19 protein-coding genes and 1 pseudogene are annotated in these 19983 nt (G+C 59.5%); 11 read left to right on the forward strand and 9 right to left on the reverse strand.

The genetic code is table 11. The annotated features are described in order from the left end of the window. Nucleotides 1-57 precede the first annotated feature (57 nt). The 3 genes from NO887_RS04225 to NO887_RS04235 all read left to right on the forward strand — a co-directional run bounded on the left by NO887_RS04225 (nt 58) and on the right by NO887_RS04235 (nt 3146). Nucleotides 58-1335, forward strand: a complete 1278-nt coding sequence (locus NO887_RS04225) for a hypothetical protein (RefSeq protein ID WP_256417221.1) — start codon at nt 58-60, stop codon at nt 1333-1335. Further along, the gene (locus NO887_RS04230; RefSeq protein ID WP_256417222.1) at nt 1332-2828 is read left to right on the forward strand and encodes a hypothetical protein; all 1497 of its coding nucleotides are present in this window, start codon (nt 1332-1334) and stop codon (nt 2826-2828) included. Before NO887_RS04225 ends, NO887_RS04230 begins: the two co-directional genes overlap by 4 nt. Before the next feature lie 114 nt (nt 2829-2942). Next, a complete protein-coding gene (locus NO887_RS04235; protein ID WP_256417223.1) occupies nt 2943-3146 on the forward strand; it encodes a DUF8139 family protein in 204 nt (67 codons plus the stop codon). A 54-nt stretch (nt 3147-3200) separates the two neighbouring features. Here the strand turns inward: NO887_RS04235 and NO887_RS04240 are convergent, their stop codons facing one another. Continuing rightward, nucleotides 3201-4727 (reverse strand): hypothetical protein, encoded by a 1527-nt coding sequence (locus NO887_RS04240; protein ID WP_256417224.1) that lies wholly within the window; start codon nt 4725-4727, stop codon nt 3201-3203. Nucleotides 4728-4867: 140 nt separating this feature from the next. On the opposite strand from NO887_RS04240, the gene NO887_RS04245 reads away from it, so the two are divergent. Then, nucleotides 4868-6370 (forward strand): AlbA family DNA-binding domain-containing protein, encoded by a 1503-nt coding sequence (locus NO887_RS04245; protein ID WP_256417225.1) that lies wholly within the window; start codon nt 4868-4870, stop codon nt 6368-6370. 323 nt (nt 6371-6693) lie between these two features. Here NO887_RS04245 and NO887_RS04250 read toward each other — a convergent pair. Next, nucleotides 6694-6822, reverse strand: a pseudogene (locus NO887_RS04250) (7-cyano-7-deazaguanine synthase); the annotation flags it as partial. Between the two features lie 6 nt (nt 6823-6828). Between NO887_RS04250 and NO887_RS04255 the strand changes: the two are divergent. Beyond that, nucleotides 6829-8064 (forward strand): site-specific integrase, encoded by a 1236-nt coding sequence (locus NO887_RS04255; protein ID WP_256417226.1) that lies wholly within the window; start codon nt 6829-6831, stop codon nt 8062-8064. A gap of 175 nt (nt 8065-8239) precedes the next feature. Then, the gene (locus NO887_RS04260; RefSeq protein ID WP_256417227.1) at nt 8240-8644 is read left to right on the forward strand and encodes a hypothetical protein; all 405 of its coding nucleotides are present in this window, start codon (nt 8240-8242) and stop codon (nt 8642-8644) included. Nucleotides 8645-8820: 176 nt separating this feature from the next. Here NO887_RS04260 and NO887_RS04265 read toward each other — a convergent pair whose 3' ends face one another. From NO887_RS04265 to NO887_RS04290, 6 genes are all read right to left on the reverse strand, one after another. After that, entirely contained in the window at nt 8821-9288 is a 468-nt protein-coding gene (locus tag NO887_RS04265) for a hypothetical protein (RefSeq protein ID WP_256417228.1), read from the reverse strand. 288 nt (nt 9289-9576) lie between these two features. Beyond that, the gene (locus NO887_RS04270) at nt 9577-10224 is read right to left on the reverse strand and encodes an A/G-specific adenine glycosylase (protein ID WP_256417229.1); all 648 of its coding nucleotides are present in this window, start codon (nt 10222-10224) and stop codon (nt 9577-9579) included. Between the two features lie 60 nt (nt 10225-10284). After that, complete coding sequence (locus NO887_RS04275; RefSeq protein WP_256417230.1) at nt 10285-11280, reverse strand: tyrosine-type recombinase/integrase; 996 nt, start codon at nt 11278-11280, stop codon at nt 10285-10287. Nucleotides 11281-11581: 301 nt separating this feature from the next. Further along, nucleotides 11582-12745, reverse strand: a complete 1164-nt coding sequence (locus tag NO887_RS04280; RefSeq protein ID WP_256417231.1) for a hypothetical protein — start codon at nt 12743-12745, stop codon at nt 11582-11584. 53 nt (nt 12746-12798) lie between these two features. Further along, nucleotides 12799-13539: a competence/damage-inducible protein A gene (locus NO887_RS04285; protein ID WP_256417232.1), complete on the reverse strand. Its 741-nt coding sequence runs from the start codon at nt 13537-13539 to the stop codon at nt 12799-12801. Between the two features lie 39 nt (nt 13540-13578). Further along, nucleotides 13579-14919, reverse strand: a complete 1341-nt coding sequence (locus NO887_RS04290; protein ID WP_256417233.1) for an OFA family MFS transporter — start codon at nt 14917-14919, stop codon at nt 13579-13581. A 332-nt stretch (nt 14920-15251) separates the two neighbouring features. On the opposite strand from NO887_RS04290, the gene NO887_RS04295 reads away from it, so the two are divergent. From NO887_RS04295 to NO887_RS04315, 5 genes are all read left to right on the forward strand, one after another. Continuing rightward, nucleotides 15252-15749, forward strand: a complete 498-nt coding sequence (locus NO887_RS04295) for a universal stress protein (RefSeq protein WP_256417234.1) — start codon at nt 15252-15254, stop codon at nt 15747-15749. 116 nt (nt 15750-15865) lie between these two features. After that, entirely contained in the window at nt 15866-16912 is a 1047-nt protein-coding gene (locus NO887_RS04300) for an NAD(P)/FAD-dependent oxidoreductase (RefSeq protein ID WP_256417235.1), read from the forward strand. 90 nt (nt 16913-17002) lie between these two features. Beyond that, complete coding sequence (locus NO887_RS04305) at nt 17003-17923, forward strand: DNA adenine methylase (RefSeq protein ID WP_256417236.1); 921 nt, start codon at nt 17003-17005, stop codon at nt 17921-17923. 61 nt (nt 17924-17984) lie between these two features. Next, nucleotides 17985-18434, forward strand: coding sequence for a universal stress protein (locus NO887_RS04310; protein ID WP_256417237.1), 450 nt, complete (start codon nt 17985-17987; stop codon nt 18432-18434). Then, nucleotides 18434-19246, forward strand: a complete 813-nt coding sequence (locus NO887_RS04315) for a DUF63 family protein (protein ID WP_379811598.1) — start codon at nt 18434-18436, stop codon at nt 19244-19246. Before NO887_RS04310 ends, NO887_RS04315 begins: the two co-directional genes overlap by 1 nt. Before the next feature lie 32 nt (nt 19247-19278). On the opposite strand, the gene NO887_RS04320 is transcribed toward NO887_RS04315, so the two are convergent. Continuing rightward, nucleotides 19279-19965 (reverse strand): hypothetical protein, encoded by a 687-nt coding sequence (locus NO887_RS04320; RefSeq protein WP_256417238.1) that lies wholly within the window; start codon nt 19963-19965, stop codon nt 19279-19281. Between the last annotated feature and the right edge of the window lie 18 nt (nt 19966-19983).

The following is a 19983-nucleotide window of genomic DNA, read 5'->3' on the forward strand; positions in this document are numbered from 1 at the left end:
TACGCGACCGAACATGACTGGAGAAGTCTTATTAACTACCTTCGACAGTTTTGATGCATGTCAATAGCTGGGCCGGAGGATGAGTACGATGAAGACCTATACTCAGAACTCGAACCCAGAGAGAAGTCCCTTCTTCACTACCTCGTCACTATCTTTGCGAACGAAGATGTGGAGAAGTCTGAATACACTCATGAGGGGTTCCGACGGGCGCTTGCTTCCACACTCTCTGAGGAAACACACGCTTGGTTTCGGACGTATCAGCGACTAACTGACGAAAGCGTCACCCTTGACCCGACGCTACGGTATATCGCTGACAAACATCAAGTCTCAGTTGAGAATAGACAGCCAGATTCACTGTTCGGCCTAGCAGCACTGGTTCATGATGCAGGTCTTAGCGATGAAATTGACCGGATTATCCTCGGCGGTCGGGTGAGGCAGGCTGCATCCAATAATACGTACGTATTCGACGAGAGGCTCTCGCTTGCAGATCTCTCGGATGACATAGCCGACTTCCACTCCTCTTGGAATAGAAGTGAACAGTCGAAGGCTGCACGAGTTGATCTTCAGATGCGAACCGACGAGAATGCAGCACTCTACGTTCAAGCGGAGAAGGGCAACGGACCGGATCGGTTTTCGACGTTCGGTTTTCGAACAGACGCCAACTCTGAGATCCCTGCGCGGCCCCAAGAAGAGGTCGTAGAGGTTCGAAGGCTCAAGAGCACTCGGGTGTATATCGAACAGCAGGACGGCGAGACCATTGTCGTGTTAACCGACGGGAAAGAGGGCTGGAAGCGGGTTCTCAATGCTCTCTTTGAGACGCTGTTCGAGATTGAAGGTCTGATAAATCAGCTAGAGGAGCGCCAAATTGAGAGCGCTAGTGAACTAGAACAGGAAGCTACGGAATCACTGGAATCAGCATCGGACCCAATCGAACAGACGAGACTGTTGATTGATGAACGAGCCGATAGTGCCAAAGAGGATGTCCGTAGTTCCTCGTTGTCCCCAAGTAAGAGAGATAACGTCGTCCAAGCGCTTGATTCGATTGGATATAACGGTTCCACAGTCCTCGACGACCCATCTGTTGCTGCCGAGGAGTTCTCACTGGTTGGGCGAGAGGGCTTACAGGAAATTTTCGACCGAGTCAACCTCATGCGAGACAGCTTCTTGGACTTCCTGACCACAGCAGATGACGAAAACGCTGGACTTGTCTTGTCGATTGGTGGGCGCAACGTGGCAGTCCGCAAAGGCGACTACTACCCTACAGACAACGCACCGCTGTCTGACGACGCAAAGGTCGCACTTCGGTTCTTCTTTGACCAGGAGACGGTCATATGAGCGAAGTTCCGATTCAGGCACTTCAAGAAGCAATTTCGACCCGGTTCAAGGAAGGGGACATCACTGCAGAAGATCTTCCCCCAGAGATGGAGGGAACTGAGTTTGTTAATAGGGACATCCGACTTCCGAAGAAATGCCCGGTGTCCAGGTGTAGAGCTCCAGTACGGGACTCAGAGATCGACCGTAGTGCAGAGCAGATACACACGCTTTGTGAAGGTAGGCGAAAAGGGACACACGAAGCGTCGGAAGACCTATCAAAGTGGACATACTACCCACTTGACTGGCAGAATGTCCTGCAGGTTGTTTCAGAGGCTCTGGACAGGACACTCCGTTCGGTAACTCAAGACTCGTTACCCCGTTTTGTGGAGGGGCGTACTGACGACGGCATTCGCATTGTCATTCTCGGTGGGGTAAGAGACGTTGAGCGCGTTACGATGGAAGTCTTTGCTGAGTCGCTCAAGAACGATACGAAAACTCTTCTTCTCGTTCTTGATGAGACTATTGAACCGTATTTAGAGGTTCAGTCTCTGTTCGCAACTGGATCACTCGTCTATACAGCTCCCTTTTCGATGCTGGAGGATTCTGCTGAATACATCTCTAAACCAGTTGAGACGATGTCCAGTATCCAAGAACTTGAAGAGAGAATTCTCGAAGACCATCTCGATTCGGAGACGCACCACGTCGTCAAGAAGGTAAACAGCAATCCTCGGTATATTTTAACGGAACTGAACCATATGCGATTACTACGAAAGAACAAGGAGCTGCCGCGTAGTTCCGGAACCAGACTCGAAGAGGTTGGGCACGCTGCGCTATCTACTATCGCATCGACGTACCCCGACGCCGGCGGGGAGAGTGATCGGGGAAAGAACCTTCCCGATATCTTGTTCAAACTCCCACAAATCTCTGACCCTGACGGAAAGTACGATCCGGTCCTAGGAATTGTTGACGCCAAATCAGGTGATGACGCGAACTTCGGGAGCGAGCCGATTGATGGCAAGCATGACGACTATCTTAGTCGAGCTCGGCGTCAAACCGATGCGACACAAATTGCGCATGTATTCATTGTGAATGAGATCGATGGTCAGCAGGAACTCGATTTCTACGATCGGATCAAGAAGGAATACGAAAAATCGGATAACGACGAGTGTATGGTTGTGTTCTATGCGGACGCACTCTCTCTGCTGCTTGATGCGCTACTGACTGTAACCACGCGGAATGAGATTCAATTGGTGGGTGGTGATTTCGGGCAAGTCCTTTATCCACTGTTTGTTTCGGAGCCGTTCAACGAGACAGACGTCAGTTCGGTCACCCGGGATGTTGCTCAGAACCAGCCAGTGTACGACCAAGAGTACGCGTCCAGAGATAGGCTCTTAGTAATCACTACGGATGTGGTGAAGCAACGAATCTGGAGATACGTGGAGGCTTCCGGTGAGATGGAATCTGATTTGGAAGCCTATTTTGAAGATCAAAGTATACTCTCTGGTGGGTACTGACTCAGGTAATCGGAGTATCGCATTCAGGGATAGACGGCTTCTCAGTTTTGACACAGTTTGGTGATCGATGCAGCACCACAGCGTTGACTTTCCTACACAGTCTGATTCAACACCATGCCATCACTCTCAGTGGGCAGCAGAGTCCGCGTTGACATCCCCGATGAGCGTGACCCGGAGTATGAACAGTTCCATGGAACCCACGGAGAGATCATGCACGTCCTCTCGGACGACCTCGGAGCGACCACCGGCAGCGATGAAGACTCACAGATCTACCAAATTGAACTCGATGGTGGTGAGCAAGCGAACTTTCGTGCCTGAGACCTCCGACCACCTATTGAGGAAGAGTAATGGGAGGTGCCGGCTGAAGAGACCTTACTTGCCCAAGTTTTCGAGATGAGACTTGTCGTTGAACCGTTCGCTGATGTAGATCGTAATAATCTCTTTCTCGACTGCAGTTTCTAAGGCGTCTGCCCACTGTCCGGAACCTCGGAATATATCGAAGTAGAACGCCCAATACTCTCGTTCGTTGTAGCCCCATATGGGATGGTCCCCATCATAGTCTGTTCGCCAGCGGAGGAATGAATTGAACTGCTCTGTCTCTTTCTCCTGTAGGAGCTGAAAGAGGTCGTAGAGCGTGATCACAACAAGCCTCTCATCGGTCGAAAGCATCTCATGGAGTTCCCCCACCCCCAGCCGACTGTCAGCTCGCTCATTGCCTGAGAACAGAGTTGGGATGAACCCATCGAGGACCACTATCCCACCAGAATCCATACTATTCGGGGTTTTCTGGCCGGTGAGATTGTATATCAACCCGAGGTCATCGACACTGCACAGATACTCGTTGGCTCTGCGTGTCTGGGTGAGCGCTTGGGTCACCTTATCCAAATAGCGCTTTTTGACGAGTTCTATCTGCCGAGGGACTTTTCGGAAGATCGGGTGCGATTTGACCTCTACCGTCCAGTAGGCATCATCGAAAAACAGCACACCATCTGCTTCTCCAGGGTGTGGGTCGTGTACGTACTGGAAATTCTTGATGAAGTTTCGATTCGGTATCTGCTGCAGAAGTGCCTGCGCTAGTTCCTCAACAACATCTCCCTTCTGTTGATCTTCCGTCGCTTGGATCTCATCGAATTGAGCGATGTACTCCTCAATTCGATACTGTGCTGTCGTTAGCAACATCTCGGGAAACGGAATGAGCACTTTGGAGCGGTCCTCTTTCTCCCTGTAGAGAGGATTTGAGAAGAAATCCATCTGCGCACGGTGGTCCGAAGAGTACGTTAGAAACCCGAGAATCTCTTGTCCAGTTGTTATGCGTTCATCGACACGCTCAGGGCCAAGGGTAGGGTCGTCTGGTAAGGTCCGTTCGACGAACTCATTCAGTATCTGCTGTGTATCAACCCGGATCTTGCTCTCCCATCTCTCACTGAACTGGTCGTTTGGTTCGTGGATGCTCGCAGAGTCGATGTACTCTTCTTTCGAAGTGAATCGGTGTACTTCTGAGGAGATTATGTCGGTCTCTCCGAGGGCAGTGTCAAGGAGTAGTGCTTCAAAAGACAAGAGATCGTAGATAGCGAACTGATTCTCCTCTTTCAATGGTTGCTCTAGGTGATCATAGCGAAAGAGGAGGTACTGCTGGAAGTCCTGTGGGTTGATGTCTTCCGGGAGCGTCAGTAGGGCTCGCTCGAAGGCTTTGTTGAATCCCAGATCATCATCTTGCTCGCTTGGAGTCTCTTCTTTCGCAAATTCTCGCACGTCCTCTATAGACACTGTCTCTTCGCTGAGATGGCCGCCTAGGAGTTGCTGGTTGAAATATTCCCGAATCAATGGTCGCCGCTCAGTGTTGTACCGGCCGAGGATGGAGAGATAGCTCAGGTTATCTTCGAAGGTATGGGAGTCCATCGTATGCAGAGGGAAACCTCTCCCGTATCTTAAATCATAACTGAGACCGTTCATCAGGATGTCCACAGACGACTTCTAGACCAATTGTCGCTCTGTCAATAGCAGAAGAATAACTTGGTGAGCAAGATTAGAGCGATAAGATGGAACTGGCAGAACTAATCGACGCCGAAGCAATGGAGAGTGAAGATCTAGAGTACAAGAGTGCGGATGACCACTCTGAGTCCATCCTCAGAGAACTGGTATCCTTGGCAAACAACGGTGGAGGCAGGTTAATTGTCGGAATTAAAGAAAACGACGGGGAGATCGTGAAGATAGAGGACGTAACAGAGAACGGCGATCCTAGTGGGTTGGAGGAGTCGTTACAGAATCAAATCCGGGATAAGGTGGAACCTCCTATCCGCCTAAACTACGAATTAGCTCATTACGATTCGAAGACGCTTGTAGAAATCTCTGTCAGCAACGAAGAGGAAATTCACTCGCTTGAGATAAATGGAAAGCCAGTATTCCCGATGCGGCACGGCTCTACAACCGGCTATCTAGGCTGTCATGACCTGTCTCGAATATTTCAGTCGAAAGGGCTGGGCCTTGCTCAGAACACCCGAGAAGAAAGCGATCAAGAATCTGTTGATGGGAGGTCTGACTACTGGGGAGACATCACACGTGAGCGTGACTGGAGTGGCGGAGTGTATCGGTCTGGAACAATTGACCAAATACCGGAGCCAGACCCACCAAGATACTCCGCACCACAGAATCGTCTCATAGTGGAGTCGGGGGGTCGAGATATCGTTATGTTTGGAAGCACCGGGATTGACCCCGCCAACACGGACCAATCAACGGTCCGAGTACGAGATCGGATTTCGTTAGCAGAGGTATCGGACATACAAAGCTGCTTAGAGAATATAGAGAAGTCCCTATCTTCCTCATCATATCTTTCCCATTCATACGCGATCAAATATGGACCAAGGCAACTTGTCGGGAGAGGCATAGAGAACTTCATAGAAGACACTCAACGCATCCGGCAGGTCTGTGCGCGTCTAACCCCTGGAGGAGATGCAGTTAGCAAATCGGTTCGACCAATCGGCGTGATCTCGTTCCCAGTAAGCGAAGGGATCGGGTTTCTGGAAATGCAGTGGAATGGAGATACATTGCGACGAGGGCGCAGTTCGCTCCATATCCTGCTCAGAAATATCCCTCTGGACCCCACCCCGTATCAAGAGTTATTCACTGAACTGGGTGGTGACCCTCAGTCATTCGAGAGACAGACTCGATTACAACTGCTCCGGATCAATGGAGACTCAACCCTCGATCAAACGAGTCGTATGACTTTCGAGCCCGATCACGAATTTGAGCATACCGATGTGGTAGCGAACAATCCCTTCTACGGGTCCGCTGAGCGAATCAATGATGCATTTGACATCGAGATCCCCAAACAAATCTGCGAAGGGCTCTCTAGAGTCAATCGACTTCCATTCGATGTCTCTGGTGGTGTGCACCCTAAGGATCGATCTTTCAGCTTCGATCATATCGAGGTCCTTCAGATGGATGGTCTCATTCAGACATTCATTATTGAACCATTCAGCCATTCGAGAAAGACCGACGCGGATATCCCCAGAATTGACCTCGGAATCCCCAGCGAAGAGTGAGACCGAACCGAGTTGTATGTGAGTATTGATGGGGCTTTCGACGCGAATTCCGACAGCAATCCTGGAACTCAAACGAAAGTGAGTACCAAATTACAGTGGCTGGTTGGAGAGGATATGATTCTTAATAAGGCCCTCTCGATGGTTGGTGAACACCCACAATCAGCGCCCTGTATCTTGTACAACTTATGAAACACATATCAAAATTGGCAGAATTCTCGGCGCTCAATTCGCAGGATTCAGTGACCGGTTGTTTCAGACAAAAATAAGCCTGAAGAACCGGATTTCAACGAAGGTGCGAGAGTGGACTTATCTCAGTTGACGAGTTACGAGAACTCCGGCCGCTCAGCATACGTGATCGGATCGCGTGACCCGGCATTCCGGAATGCCTCAAGCCGGAACGCACACGCGTCGCACGTCCCACACGCCGGTTCCTCGTCACGGTAACACGACCAGAGGCCGTGGCGAGAGGAACGCCGGACAAGACCCCGATACCGAACGTGCCGGATGACGAGGACGTGAACTACGAGAAGCCGACGGAGCAGGAGGTCGAAGCGGCGCTGGAGTACCTAGAGACGTGCGAACCGGTGTCTCGCCGCCACGTTGAGTACAAGATCATCGAAGAGATCGGCTGCCGTGTCGGCGCAGTCCGAGCGATCGATGTCGGTGATGTCGACCTCGAAGAGGGTGTGATCCGGTTCCGTCACCGTCCGGAAAAGGATCACCCGGAGGAGAAGGGCACTCCGCTGAAAAACGGGAGCGACGGGGAACGGCACGTCAACATTCCGACCGAACTGGCGGAACTGATCAACGACTACAAGGAAAATCCCGGCCGGTACGATGTCACTGATCGGTTCGGTCGGAAACCGCTGTTCACGACGGAAAACGGCCGACCGTTGACGGACACGATCCGTCGGGACCTGTACAAGCTGACTCGGCCGTGCGTCCACGCGGACAACTGCCCGCACGATCGGGACACGGACGCGTGTGACGCGTTCAAAAACGCGAACGCGAGCGAGTGCCCGTCGAGTCACAGTCCGCATCCGCTTCGCCGGTACTCGATAGAGTCGCAGATCGACGCCGGTGTCTCGAAGGAGATGCTGACCGACCGGGTGGACGTCTCGATTCCCGTGTTGAACAAACACTACGACACTCGCAGCGAGGAGCGGAAACGGAAGCATCGGCTCAAGGTGTTCGAGAAGCTGTACGACGGGTACGGTGACCCGGAAGAGACGCTGGACTTGGACCAGATGAGCGAGGTGTTGATCGACGAGGACGGGATGATCGACCCGCAGGCGCTACGCCGACTCCAATCGAACGGTGCGGCTTCGGAGACCGGTTCCGATTCCGCCGGTGCGACGGACGGCGAGGACGTCGGAGCGACGGCCACCGAAGACGGAACGGACGAGACGCCGAAGGCGACCGAGGAGACGGACGAGGAACAGCGGAGCATCGACGAGTTCGGACGGAGTCCGAAAACCGCCTTCGGCCCGGGAACGGCTGCCGTCGCGGGCACCATAGCACTCGGTTCGAAGACCGTCGATCGGCTTCACTCGGAACTCGAAGCGCTGACTCCCGGAGTGAGCGGTGTCACGCCTCCGGGGCCGGAACGCGCCGCTAAAGGGGCCGCCGGGTACGCAGTCTTCGTGGCGATGATCGCGGTGAACTTCGCGTTGCTCGGGATCGTTCCCGCCTGACCGGCTCACGAGTTCGGCTCTGTTGAAATACTCAAATGCTAACACAAATTCCGTGCTGAATACAGAGAGTAGAGGCAGCATACCGCATGAAGTTCTAATACGTTGTTAGGCATACTCTGGTTATGGGACTATTCAGCTCAGATGGTGACAAGCGAGACACTACGACCAAAAAGAATTGGCACAAGAGTCCGACAGTGTTTCACAAAGGCGGACACAAGCTCCACGTCACTGGAAGGAGTTACATTTTGCTGTTGAAACGCCTGACGGGGAGTTAGTGTTATTTGATGAGTGGGAAGAAGTGCTACCAAAGACATGGCAAATCATCCCCTACGGTAGGGACAATTTCAGGGCGTTGGAAGAGCAGGCTGACCGTCGTATGAGCGGCCTGCCCTCGTGCTATTTAGAGACAGATGGGTCTGAATACAGTACAGGCGAATTCACATCGAATATAGCAGTAATAGAGATGAAAAATAATGAGATAAAGCTTGAACCCACGGATACAGCCGCCAAAAAGCTGTTAGGTGCTATTGAGGGCATCACAATTACGGAACGGGTGATTGGTGACTACAGCAGTATTTAATATACCTAGTATTTTTGCCAAAACCAGACGCGCGCCCAGTATACAGCAACGCCGTTTCGAATTCCCTGCCGCCTGTCAGTAAGGGCGTAACCGATACAGAGGATGAACCTAGCGCTAGTGCGATCTGATGTTCAAGTGCTGAATCAACGGCTGAATCTCCGATAATTGTCGATGAGTCAGCGACGTCTCAAACAGTCTTGACAGACGATAGGCGAATCTGCTTCAGGCGGGAGATCGTGTGTCGTGAATACGTCGCTGGCAGGGAATGTATCGCCACAGAGACCACATGTCTCAGTCGGGGATATTTTGGCCTCCTTGGGAATCCACCACGGAGGATCCGCTACATCGACGGTGGTTGTGTCTAGTGTCCAGTTTGGAACGCCCCGTGTGTTCGTCGTGAGAAGGGCACCAATTTCTTCGACGCCGCCCTTGGTCACCTGTAATCGGCCGAACTCATATCCCCGGTAATCAAGCCGGTAGATATTCTCGGTGTCGGTCTCGATAACCGCGATGAAGTCGATGCCGTCGCTCATTACCGTGGGCTGAGTGTTGTTGTGCCGTAGATGGACACCCGGCGGGTTATCGTAGAGATCCCGCTCGTCAACGTCGATCCGTTCGACGATGTGGTCTTCTGAGACGAGCATGACTGTAATTGGAAATCCGGATAGAAAGAGATGCCCTTCACAGATTTCGCTCCTGACACCCTAGCTCCATTTTGTGCTTGTCCTCAGTCGTCTGTCATCGACCGGTCGGAGCTTCCAGCTATGTAGCGTGCGGCCTACTGAAACGGACTCGATTGCGAGATTTCTGGCTGCTACATTCGCGCGCTGTATTCGGCACGGCCTCAACGAACTATCAGCGACCGAAGATTTCAACAGATCCGTGAGCGCTTCTCTAGCGGATGGTACTCAAGTTACGGAAGGGGTTGATCATTATCTCGGTGTGAATTGTTCTTCGGAGCTCTCACACGATCCGCGGAGCGGACAGGAGGAACACGCGGGCGAGCCGGCGGTACAGACTTCGGCCGCGAAGTCGAGCATCGCGTGTTGGAAGTCAGCGCTCCGGGTCGAAGGAGTCAGCGCGTCGGCGAGGACGGCGATCCGGTTCCGGTCTGGGTTCACGTCGAAGAATCGGGACAGCAGTCGCTTGACGTTCGTGTCGACGGCCGCGATTCCGAGCCCTGTGACGTGTATCAGGACCGACCGGGCCGTGTACTCGCCGACCCCGTGGAGGTTCACTAGCTCCGGGTACTCCCGCGGCACGTCGCCCGAATGCCGCGCGAGGATTTCCGAGGCACACCGTCGAAGGTACGCGGCGCGTTTCACGAGCCCGAGCGGCGCGACGTGGGTCCTGATCTCGTCGGTCGTTGCGACCGCGACGGTTTCCGGAGTGGGATATCGAGCTGCGAACGGCCGGTACGCGCCCGCGACCGCCTCGGCGGTCGTCCGCTGTAACAGTATCTCCGCGAGCAGTAGCTCGAACGGCGTCCGCTCCGGCTCTCGCCACGGCAGATCGTGGCGGCCGTTCCGCTCGTACCAAGCGAGCAGGGGGTCAACGAAGGCGTGCTGCGGATCGAACACGAGAGGCTCTCGCCGCGTCTTCGTTGAAAAATACGAGTGGGGCCGCGGCCGGCCCGGTCGTCAGACGTTGTCGAGGTAGCCGCGGCGCTGCTCCATCTTCACCTCCTCGGACCGCTTGTCGTAGTGCTCATCGAGGACTTTCCGGCTCACGTTCATCCGGTCACTGACGACGTCAACCGGCACGTCGCTGGTGAGGAAGTGCGTGATGCTCCCCCGACGGATCGCGTGCGGGCTGACAGCTTCGGGGCACTTCTCCTCGCCGGCGGCGCAGTCCGGGCAGTCGGCTCCCCGGTAGCACGGGGCCGTCACCCGGTACGTGATTCGACGGATCGTGTTCCCGTGCATCCAGCCGTGCGGCGTGGTGAACAGCGGGTCGCGGCCGTAATCGTCGGTCACGTCCTTCCGGTGGTTCCGGATGTAGTCAGCGAGCACTTCGGAGACGGCGGGCGTGAGCGCGACGGGTCGCTGACCGCTCTTGGCGTTCTTCAGGGTCGTCCCCTCGTCCGGTCGGTGGATCAGCTGAACGTAGTTTTCGTCAGTGAAGACGTCGTCCACGTCGAGCGAGTGCGCGGATCCGACGCGGATCCCCGTCTGCCAGAGCAGCGCCATCACCGCGTGCTCCTTCGAGGCGTACTCGTATTTCGACAGGTAGTCCATGATCTCCTGTGCGTCCTCGGCGTCGAGCGTCTCGTCGCGCTTCCGCTCTTCGGGGTGGACGCGCGGGACCATCACCTTGTCGTACAGGTTCTGCGGCACCGCCTCGATTGACCCCGCCCACTTCAGAAGCACGCGGAGCGTGGACATCTGCATGCGGAGCGTGAGTTTATTCAGGTCGCCGTCTTCCTTCCGCCAGAGCCGGTACCGCTGTAGGTCCCGGCCGGAGAGCTCGTTGAGGTTGTCTATTCCGTTCTCACCGCACCACCGAACGAACGGGTTCAGACGGTACCGATGGTTCCGAACGGTCGAGTCGGTACAGTCGGTCGCCTTGTGATCCAAGAACAGCTCCTGCGCCGTCCCCGGTTCGATGGGTTCGAGATCGTCTTCGTCCGTGCTCATAGTTGTCACAGACCCCCGTTAGAAGACGTCTCGCGCGCGAAACCGAGAGGGAAGGGAAACCGCGTAGTCCGCGGATTATCCGCCCCAACCCATACGTTCTCCTGACGCTTTTGAAGGAGCGCGGAGCAGGTCGGCGTTCCCGCTTAGTGAAGCGAGGCGAAGAGTAGCGGACGACCCAAGGGAGTCGTCCGCGTTCGAATCCGCACCAGTCAATACGTTCTCTGATTGGTGATAAAAAGGCAGTTTCACGTGTTCGTCGATCAGATCCAGCCGTCCGGTCATGACGCCGACACCTGGCCCATCAGCCGCCATCCGCCACGATCCACGGCTTCTCGTCCGGATCGTACTCGCTCATCGCCCCGCTGTGGCTACGGGTCTCGGCCGCGAGGACGCCGACGTGTTTCAACTGCTGGACGAAGTTGAACAGGACGTTGTTGCGGATCACGTCTCGCCACACGGACGGATCGCGGTAGAGCCGCGCCGTTTCACCCCGCTCGATCAGCTTTCGAGCGCGCGAGGCCCCGCGAATCGTACAGAACGTGCTCAAGAAGACGTTCGGGTACTCGCGGACGAGTCGCTCGACGAGATCGAGGAAGTGGATCCGCGGCCCCTCCTCGCGGAGCGCGTCGAGCAGCAGCCCGAACTCGGGGTGTCTGGCGAAGGCGTTGCGCAGTAGCGTCGCGAGCGGTGGGTGAACCGCAGCCAGGGTCTGTCCCGTGACCTCGTCTTTCGTCAGGCGAAGGTCGTCGAGTTCTTCGATTCCGCACCCGCGGAGCACGGTCGACGACAGCGCTCCCTGCGACGTTAGCTCGTAAGGAGATCCGACCGTGAGGAGCCCGAGCGTCCGCGCGCTCGTGACCGTCTCGTCGCCCGCACCGAACCCGTACTCGTCGGCGATGACATCGACGAGTTCGGTGCGGGCGAGGGGGCCGTACCGGTCGAGCGCGACGACCGGCGCGAGGTAATTCAGCGGCTGCGCGAGGCTCAGCGTCGTGATGTCGCCGCCGAAGACATCGTCGCGCAGGCGGACAGACAGCTGTCCAGCGACATCGGCGACCTCCGCGGTCGACTCGGCGCTCGGGGGCGCGTCCCACGACGCCGATCCGTCCGGGTCGACGCCGATGACGCCGACGCCCTTCGACCGGAGTAGGTCGGCGTGCGGCGCGACGGCGTCACTGGTCCCCGCCAGGTACGCGACGTGCGACCCCTGCTGGTAGGTCAGCGCCTGCCCGATACCGCGGAGCAGGTTCCGCGAGCCCTTCACCTCGATCGCGAACACCCGGTCCGCCTCGGTGAATCCGAGCACGTCGGGGTACCGCCCGCGGATCGAGATCTCGTGGCGGCGACAGCGGTCGAGCACGTCGGCGTACGCGTCGCTGTGGGCCTCCGGCACGTGGACCAGCGGTTCGTAGTTCCGCTCGTCGAGCGCGGTCACGACGCGGTCGAAGACCGCAGGCTCGTCCATATCGTCCCCCTCGACGTGTCGGCACTAAACAATTCGCTCGACGGTTCCTCTCGCTACCAACCGCGTCGGACCGGTTCGTCGCTCGCGTTGACGTTCGCCAGCAGCCACTCGGCCGCGGCGTCGATCGCGGCCCCGTCGGTCCCGGTCACCTTCAGTCGGTTGTGGTCGGCCTCGCGGTCGGGGTAACAGCCGACGGCGACATCGAAGCGGTCCATGGCCGTCTCCAGAGCCGGCACGATGTTCGACTCGGGTTCGACCGTGTAGAGGAACCGCGACCGGCGGTCGCCGGCGAACTCGTCGGCGACGGCGTCGAACATGGCTTGCAGCTCGTCGGGGATGCCCGGCATGACGTAGACGCCCTCGACGACACAGCCCGGGGCGAGGCCGGCCTCGTTCAACAGCGGCCGGCTCCCGGTGGGAATCGCGGCCTCGGCGTCGACATCCACGTCGACGTCGCGGTCGGGGATCCGGTCGCGGACGGCCGCGAGTCGACGTTCGACGGCCTCGCGGGTGAGGTCCGTCGGAGCCAGTTCGCGGCCGAACGCGTCGGCGACGGCCTCCATCGTCACGTCGTCGGGGGTGCTCCCGAGCCCGCCGGTGACGATCACGGCGTCGAAGGCGTCGGAGTACGTGTGCGCCTGCTCGGCGATGACCGATCGGTCGTCGGGGACCGAGAGAATGCGCGGAACGCCGACGCCGCGGTCGCTCAACTCGCCGGCGAGCCAGTTCGCGTTCGTGTTCACCGTATCCCCCGAGAGCAACTCGTCGCCGACCGTGATCAACGCGACCTCCATCGGCCTCGCTACGGCGGCGAGACGGATGTGCGTTTCCCGTCAGCTCACGGAGCCGTTCTCGTCGCCGTCGAATCCCGCGTCGCTCGGCGGGCGCAACAGGAACGTCGCGAGCCCCGCAGCGATGGCGAGTGCGCCGCCGAGCGCGAACGTCGGCTCCCAGCCGAACCGCGCGACGAGGTAGCCGGCCACGGTTCCGGCGAAGACGCCGCCGCCGATCTTCGCCGTGTAGAGGGCGGCGTAGTTCCCCGAGGAGTTCCACGCGCCGTAGTAGTCCGCGACGATGGAGGGGAAGAATACGTACAGCGGCGACGAGAAGAACATCGCGCCCATCACGAGCGCGACGAACAGAATACCGGCCTCAGCGCGACCCGCGCCGATGAGCCCGAGCCTGAACACGCCGGCGAGAACGAACGAGATGGCCATGACCCACGTGCGATCGAACCGATCTGAGGCCTCGCCGAGGATCATCCGCGAGACGCCGGCGGCGACGGGCAACACCGTCGCCGCGGCGGTCGCCACGACCGCGGCCAGTCCGAAGTGGTCGGCGAATCGGACGACGTTAGCGGTGACGATGAGGTCGGCCCCGGCGGTCGCGATGAACATGGCGTACAGGAGCCAGAACTGCCACGTCGAGAACATCTCGCGGGTGCCGTAGTCGCGCCCGCGAAGCGATGTTGCCAGATCGCCGCCGTCGTCGGCCTCGGCGGACGGCTCGTCGGTAGATTCGTCGTGTTCGTCGCGTTCGTCGCTCTCGTCGTCGAGCCAGTCGTCGGGCGGGTCCTGCAGGAGGTACGCGCCGACGAGCGTCACGAGCAGGATCGCGACACCGAGGTTCCGGAGTACGTCGGCGTAGGCTCCCACGGTGGCGTTCGCACGGACGTACGGGACCACGAGAGCGCTCCCGCCCGCGAACGCCATCGTCCCGATGCCGGTGGTGAGTCCGGTGCGATCGGGAAACCACTTGACCGCGGTGTTGACCGCGACCGTGTAGACGATCCCGACGCCGACGGCCCCGAGCGAGTACAACAGGTACAGCTGCCAGACCGTGGTCGCGTACGCGAGTCCGAGGTACCCGCCGCCGGCGAGTATCGCGGCGAGGAACGTCAGCGCGCCCGGACCGTGTCGGTCGCGCCACTTCCCGGCGGGGAACTGCGAGAGCGACTGGAAGACGACGTAAAACGAGAACACCGCACCGAGCGCCGGCAGCGCGATGTCGAGGCTCGCCGCGAGCGGCTGCTCGATCGACGACCAGACGTACTGGTACGGGCTCACCGCGGCCATCATCCCCGCCGCGGCGAGGATCTGCCACCACCGCGAGAAGCCGAGCGTGTCGGCCGCGCGGCGCGCGTAGTCGACGCCGCCGTTTTCCCCGTCAGCCATCGGTTCGGTCCGTCGCGTCGGTGGTGTGTATCGATATCATGTGCCTTCTCGTGTGCCGGTCCGCTCTGTTCCGGTACTGACCGACTCGGCAGTTAAAACGCGTCGTTGCAGTCGTTCTTGCCGTCGCGGCCAAGACGCCACCGCTTCGATCTATATACCGCATTGGTAAACAGACGTTGAACATTTTCGGTGAGAAATCCAGTATCACTCACGGGATCGACATAGATAATGATAATCGTTTATCCTGTCGAAAACCGTTAAGAGGCGGCCGCTCCTACCCGCATACGAGAGAAGCCGGCGATCGCGGATCGATACGGCCGGCACCGAACACCATGTCAGCCAACTCAGACACGTCCGATTCGACGAACGACCCCTCGACCGTCACGCAGTCGTCCGCGACCGCAGCGCCCAGATCACTTTTCGAGCGCGTGCTCGTTGTCACCGCCGACACGGACGCCGGCCGCGCCGCGGTCGACGCCGGCGTCGAGATCGCGGCCGCCCACGGCGCGAGCGTCGACGCGCTGTACGTCGTCGACACCACCGAACACTGGGACATGGCGGTCGAGCGATCGGAGCGCGAGGGCGAGACGCTCGTCGAGGACGCCGAATCGCGCGGTGCGGTCGCCGGCGTCGACGTGGACAAGTGGTTCCGGTACGGGACGGCACACGAGGAGGTGCTCGGGTTCGCCGCCGCGCACGACGCCGACCTGATCGTCGTCGGCTCCGCTCGCCGGACGGGCCTCAACCGGCTCGTCCACCCGGAGACGCTCCCCGTTCGGGTCCAGCGTGGTGCCTCCGCGCCCGTGATGGTCGTCGGCGCGGACGACTGAGACGGCGCGGACGACAATCCGAAAACCGACCGTTTCAGGGATCCGGAACGGACGGCGGCACGGGTGCGCGCCGCGTCGACGCCACCGATTAAGTCGGTGTAGCACCTACACCGGTCGTGACGGAGATCGCCATCGCCGGTGCGGGGGCGGGTGCGGCGGCCGCGGCGTTCGTCCTCGCGGACGCGGCCCCGGACGCCGACGTGACGGTACTCGAAAAATCCGGCGGGCTCTGTGGCCGCGCGGCCACCCGCCGACGCGACGATCTGACCTACGACTACGGCGCGAACTATCTAAAAGCCGACGACGAGCGCGTCGTCGATCTGGTCACGGAGCGACTCGACGCCGAGGGGCTCGTCGAGGTCGCCGAGCCGGTGTACACCTTCGATTCCGACGGTGCGGTGTCGCCCGGACGCGACGCCGACGAGCGGAAGTGGAGCTATCGACAAGGGCTCACTCAGATCGCAAAGCGACTGTTCGTGCGGACGGACGCGACGGTCCACCGGCGCACCCCCGTGGAGACGGTTCGGCGGGTCGGCGACGACACCGCTCGCTGGGAACTCGTCGACGCGGCGGGAGAGTCGTGGGGGCCGTTCGACCGGCTCCTGTTGAATCCGCCCGCACCGCAGACCGCCGAACTCCTCCGGACTGCGGAGTGGGCGTCGCCACTCCGCGACCGGCTCGTCGAGGCAGCCAGTGCGGTGGAGTACCGAACGATATGGACCGCGGTGGCGCGTTACCTGTTCGAGGTCGACGTGCCGTACTACGGGCTGGTCAACGCCGACAAAGAACACGCTGTCGGGTGGATCTCCCGCGAGGAGTGCAAAGCGGGACACGTCCCCGACGACGAGACCCTGCTCGTCGTGCAGGCGAACGATGGCTGGTCCCGCGAGCACTACGACCGCGACCCCGCGGCGAACGCCGCCGCCCTCGCCGAGCACGCGGCCGATATCGTCGGCGACGACCGACTCGCCGATCCCGCGTGGGTCGACACGCAGGGGTGGCGCTACGCGCTGCCCGAGTCCGGGATCGACGGCGACGCGGTGGACGCGGCACGCGAGGCGGGCCTACACTTCCTCGGCGACTGGGTCGCCGGCGAGGGGCGACTGCACGCGGCCATCGCGAACGGACTGGATGTCGGCGAGCGCGTCGCCGCCGATCTGTAGCTCCTCTCGCGACGCCGCCCCCGCCTCTCGACGCGCGCGTCGGCTCGCCCGAGACGCTTATTTGTGCCCGCCGGAGAGTCCCGACATCGCATGGCCGAGCCGATCCTGAAGTGGGCGGGCGGCAAGCGGCAGCTGCTCGACGAGCTGTACGCCCGGTTCCCGGCCGACTACGGCCGCTATCACGAGCCGTTCCTCGGCGGCGGCGCGGTGTTCTTCGACCTCGAACCGGCGGACGCGACCGTCAACGACGCCAATCCGCGGCTCGTGAACTTCTACGAGCAGGTCCGCGACCGGCCGGACGCGCTCGTCGAGCGACTGCGGTCGTTAGACGACCCGGAGGCCGACCCGGACCCCGATCTCCCCTACGCTGAAGAGACCGCCCGGGGTCGGTCCGTGGAGAGCTACTACTACCAGCAGCGCGCGCGGTTCAACCGGCGGCCGTACGAGGGGGAGTTCGACCCGCTCGAGGAGGCCGCACTCCTGTTGTACCTCAATCGGACCTGCTACAACGGGCTCTACCGCGAGAACGCGGACGGCGGGTTCAACGTCCCCGTAGGACGGTACGCGAATCCGGACTGGGTGCAACGCGACCGGATTCGAGCCGCGAGCCGAGTCCTGTCCGACGCGTCGCTGCGGAACGGGGACTTCGCGTACGTCCTCGACGCCGCCGAACCGGGGGATCTGGTCTACTTCGACCCGCCGTACGAGCCGATGAGCGCGACGGCGAGCTTCACCGAGTACAGCGCCGAGGGGTTCGATCGGGCGGACCAGACGCGGCTGCTCGAGGTCGCGAGCGACCTCGATGCCGCCGGCGTGTCGGTCGTGGTGAGCAACAGCGGCGTGATGTACGAGCCCTACGCCGAGGCGGGATTCCACGTCGACGTCGAGGATGCGACGCGCGCCATCAACAGCGACGGAGACAACCGCGACGCGGTCGACGAGATAGTCGCGACAAACGTGCCCCCGAGCGACCGACGGGAGAGCGGCCAGTCAGAGCTTCCGGAGTTTTGATCCGCGAAATTGGCGACCGTATGGGGCGGGCTTTTTCACCGCCCGTGACGACCACCCGCGTATGACCGATCTCGACATCGACCTCGTCCTCGTGCCGGTGGACGGCAGCGAGGAGTCACACGAGGCGGTCGACTACGCCATCGCGGTCGCCGCCGAGTACGACGCGAGCGTTCACGCCCTGTACGTGCTCGACGAGGACGTGGTCCGCGCGATCGACCACGGCGTCGTCGACGAGGCTGACGTGGCCGACGACACCGAGGCGTTCACCGACTCCGTCTCCCGCCGAGCCGAGGCCGCGGGCGTGCCCCACAGCAACTCCATCGCGTACGGGTTCTCGATGAGCGTGAAGACTGTCCATCCCGGCAGCGTCGTCCTCGACACCGCAGAGGAGCTCGACTCAGACTTCATCGTCGTCCCGCGAGAGCCGGTCTCCGGCGACCCCGGCGAGGTGCTCGGGAAGGCGGCCGAGTACGTACTCCTGTACGCGAGCCAGCCCGTCCTCTCCGTCTGATGGGCGGATTTCCGTTCGTGCCAGCGGGGACGACGCTCCCGCCGCTGCCGCACCTGATCGCCGTCTCGATCGCGGTCGTCGCGGTCGTCGCAGGGCTCCGTCGACGCCGCCCCGCGGTCACGGATCGGCACGTCCTCGCGTGTACCCCGTGGATAGCGCTCGGCTCAACCGCACACGTGCTGTACGTCGTCGACGCGCTTCCGACGGTCCTCGCTCCGTTCGCCGGATCGCCGACCGTGTACCTCACCGTCGGCTCGCTCGCGGGCGCGACGTGGCTCGCGGGCGACGCGCTCCGGCCGACCCGCGTTCCGACCGTCCTCGTCGCCGGCGGCGCGTGCCTTCTCGCTCCGGTGGTCGCGCTCGCACTCGCGACCGGGATCTCGCCCGACGGCGCGTTCTGGTCTGTCGCGTCGCTGGTGCTGACCCTCCCGATCGCGGCCGCCGCGTGGGTCGGCCTCACCCGACTCCGACCCGAAGCGGCGGTCACCGGCGGCGTCGGCGCGCTCGCGGTGTTCGGCCACGCCCTCGACGGCGTCTCGACGGCGATCGGCACGACGCAACTCGGCTTCGGCGAGCGGACACCGGTTTCACGGATCCTCCTCGAACTCGGGGGGGTCCCGCCGGTTCCCGTCCTCGGCGAGGGGTGGCTGTTCCTGCTCGTCAAACTCGTCGTCGCGAGCGCCGTGACGTGGCTGTTCGCGGCATACATCCGGGAAACACCGGCGGAGGGCTATCTGCTGTTGGGATTCGTCGCGTCCGTCGGACTCGGTCCCGCGGCGCACAATCTATTGTTGTTCGCAATAGCTGGTTGACGTTGTGTAGATAACGATCGTAGAGCAACATTCTACAACATATTGAGTAGAATAATCGCGACAACCGCAATGAGGAATCCAACAATAAGAACAGCTTGGGCAAAAGCTGTTACTGCCTCTCCAGAATCCATAGGCCCGTCTCCTGTGAGAGATTGGTAGCCTTTCATACCGTCTTCAATCACATTCGCTATTTCAGCTAATTCAGCGCCTTGCTGACCCCCTCCGCCGGAATAGTCATAGTTTTCAGCAGTGTCACCTTCCCCGTAGTTTGATTTGTTTTTATGGATGAATCTTACCGGAGCGCTACTAGGATCCATTCCAATTCCCGTTTGATTCTCATAATCGTTCTTCAACTTCCGCCATCCGTCCATGTCGTCAATGCCACAAGCAACAGGAATGACATGGGTGTACTCTTTCTGGTACTCCTCAATTTGACCCCGTAGTTTCTTTGTCTGGCTATTGGTGAGGTTTCGTTTCATTTCTATCCCAATATCGCCATTAACCACAACATCGCCGTTCACGTTGCCGTGTTCTCTTTCAACAACAACATCTTGACTAGGACCGAGCATCATGTTGCCGCCAGAATTTAATCGCCTATCGAGATACTCCTGCAGTTCATTCTGAAACTTAGATTCGTGATCGTACGCTTCAGACGGCGTCCATTCTTCGATGGCAGATGCTACGTTTCTGGCCAACTGTTGGTTCCCATCTATCGACATTAGTTTTCACTCAGCAGA

It is taken from the genome of Halorubrum laminariae (assembly GCF_024494655.1).
In the GTDB taxonomy this organism is placed as follows: Archaea; Halobacteriota; Halobacteria; order Halobacteriales; family Haloferacaceae; genus Halorubrum; species Halorubrum laminariae.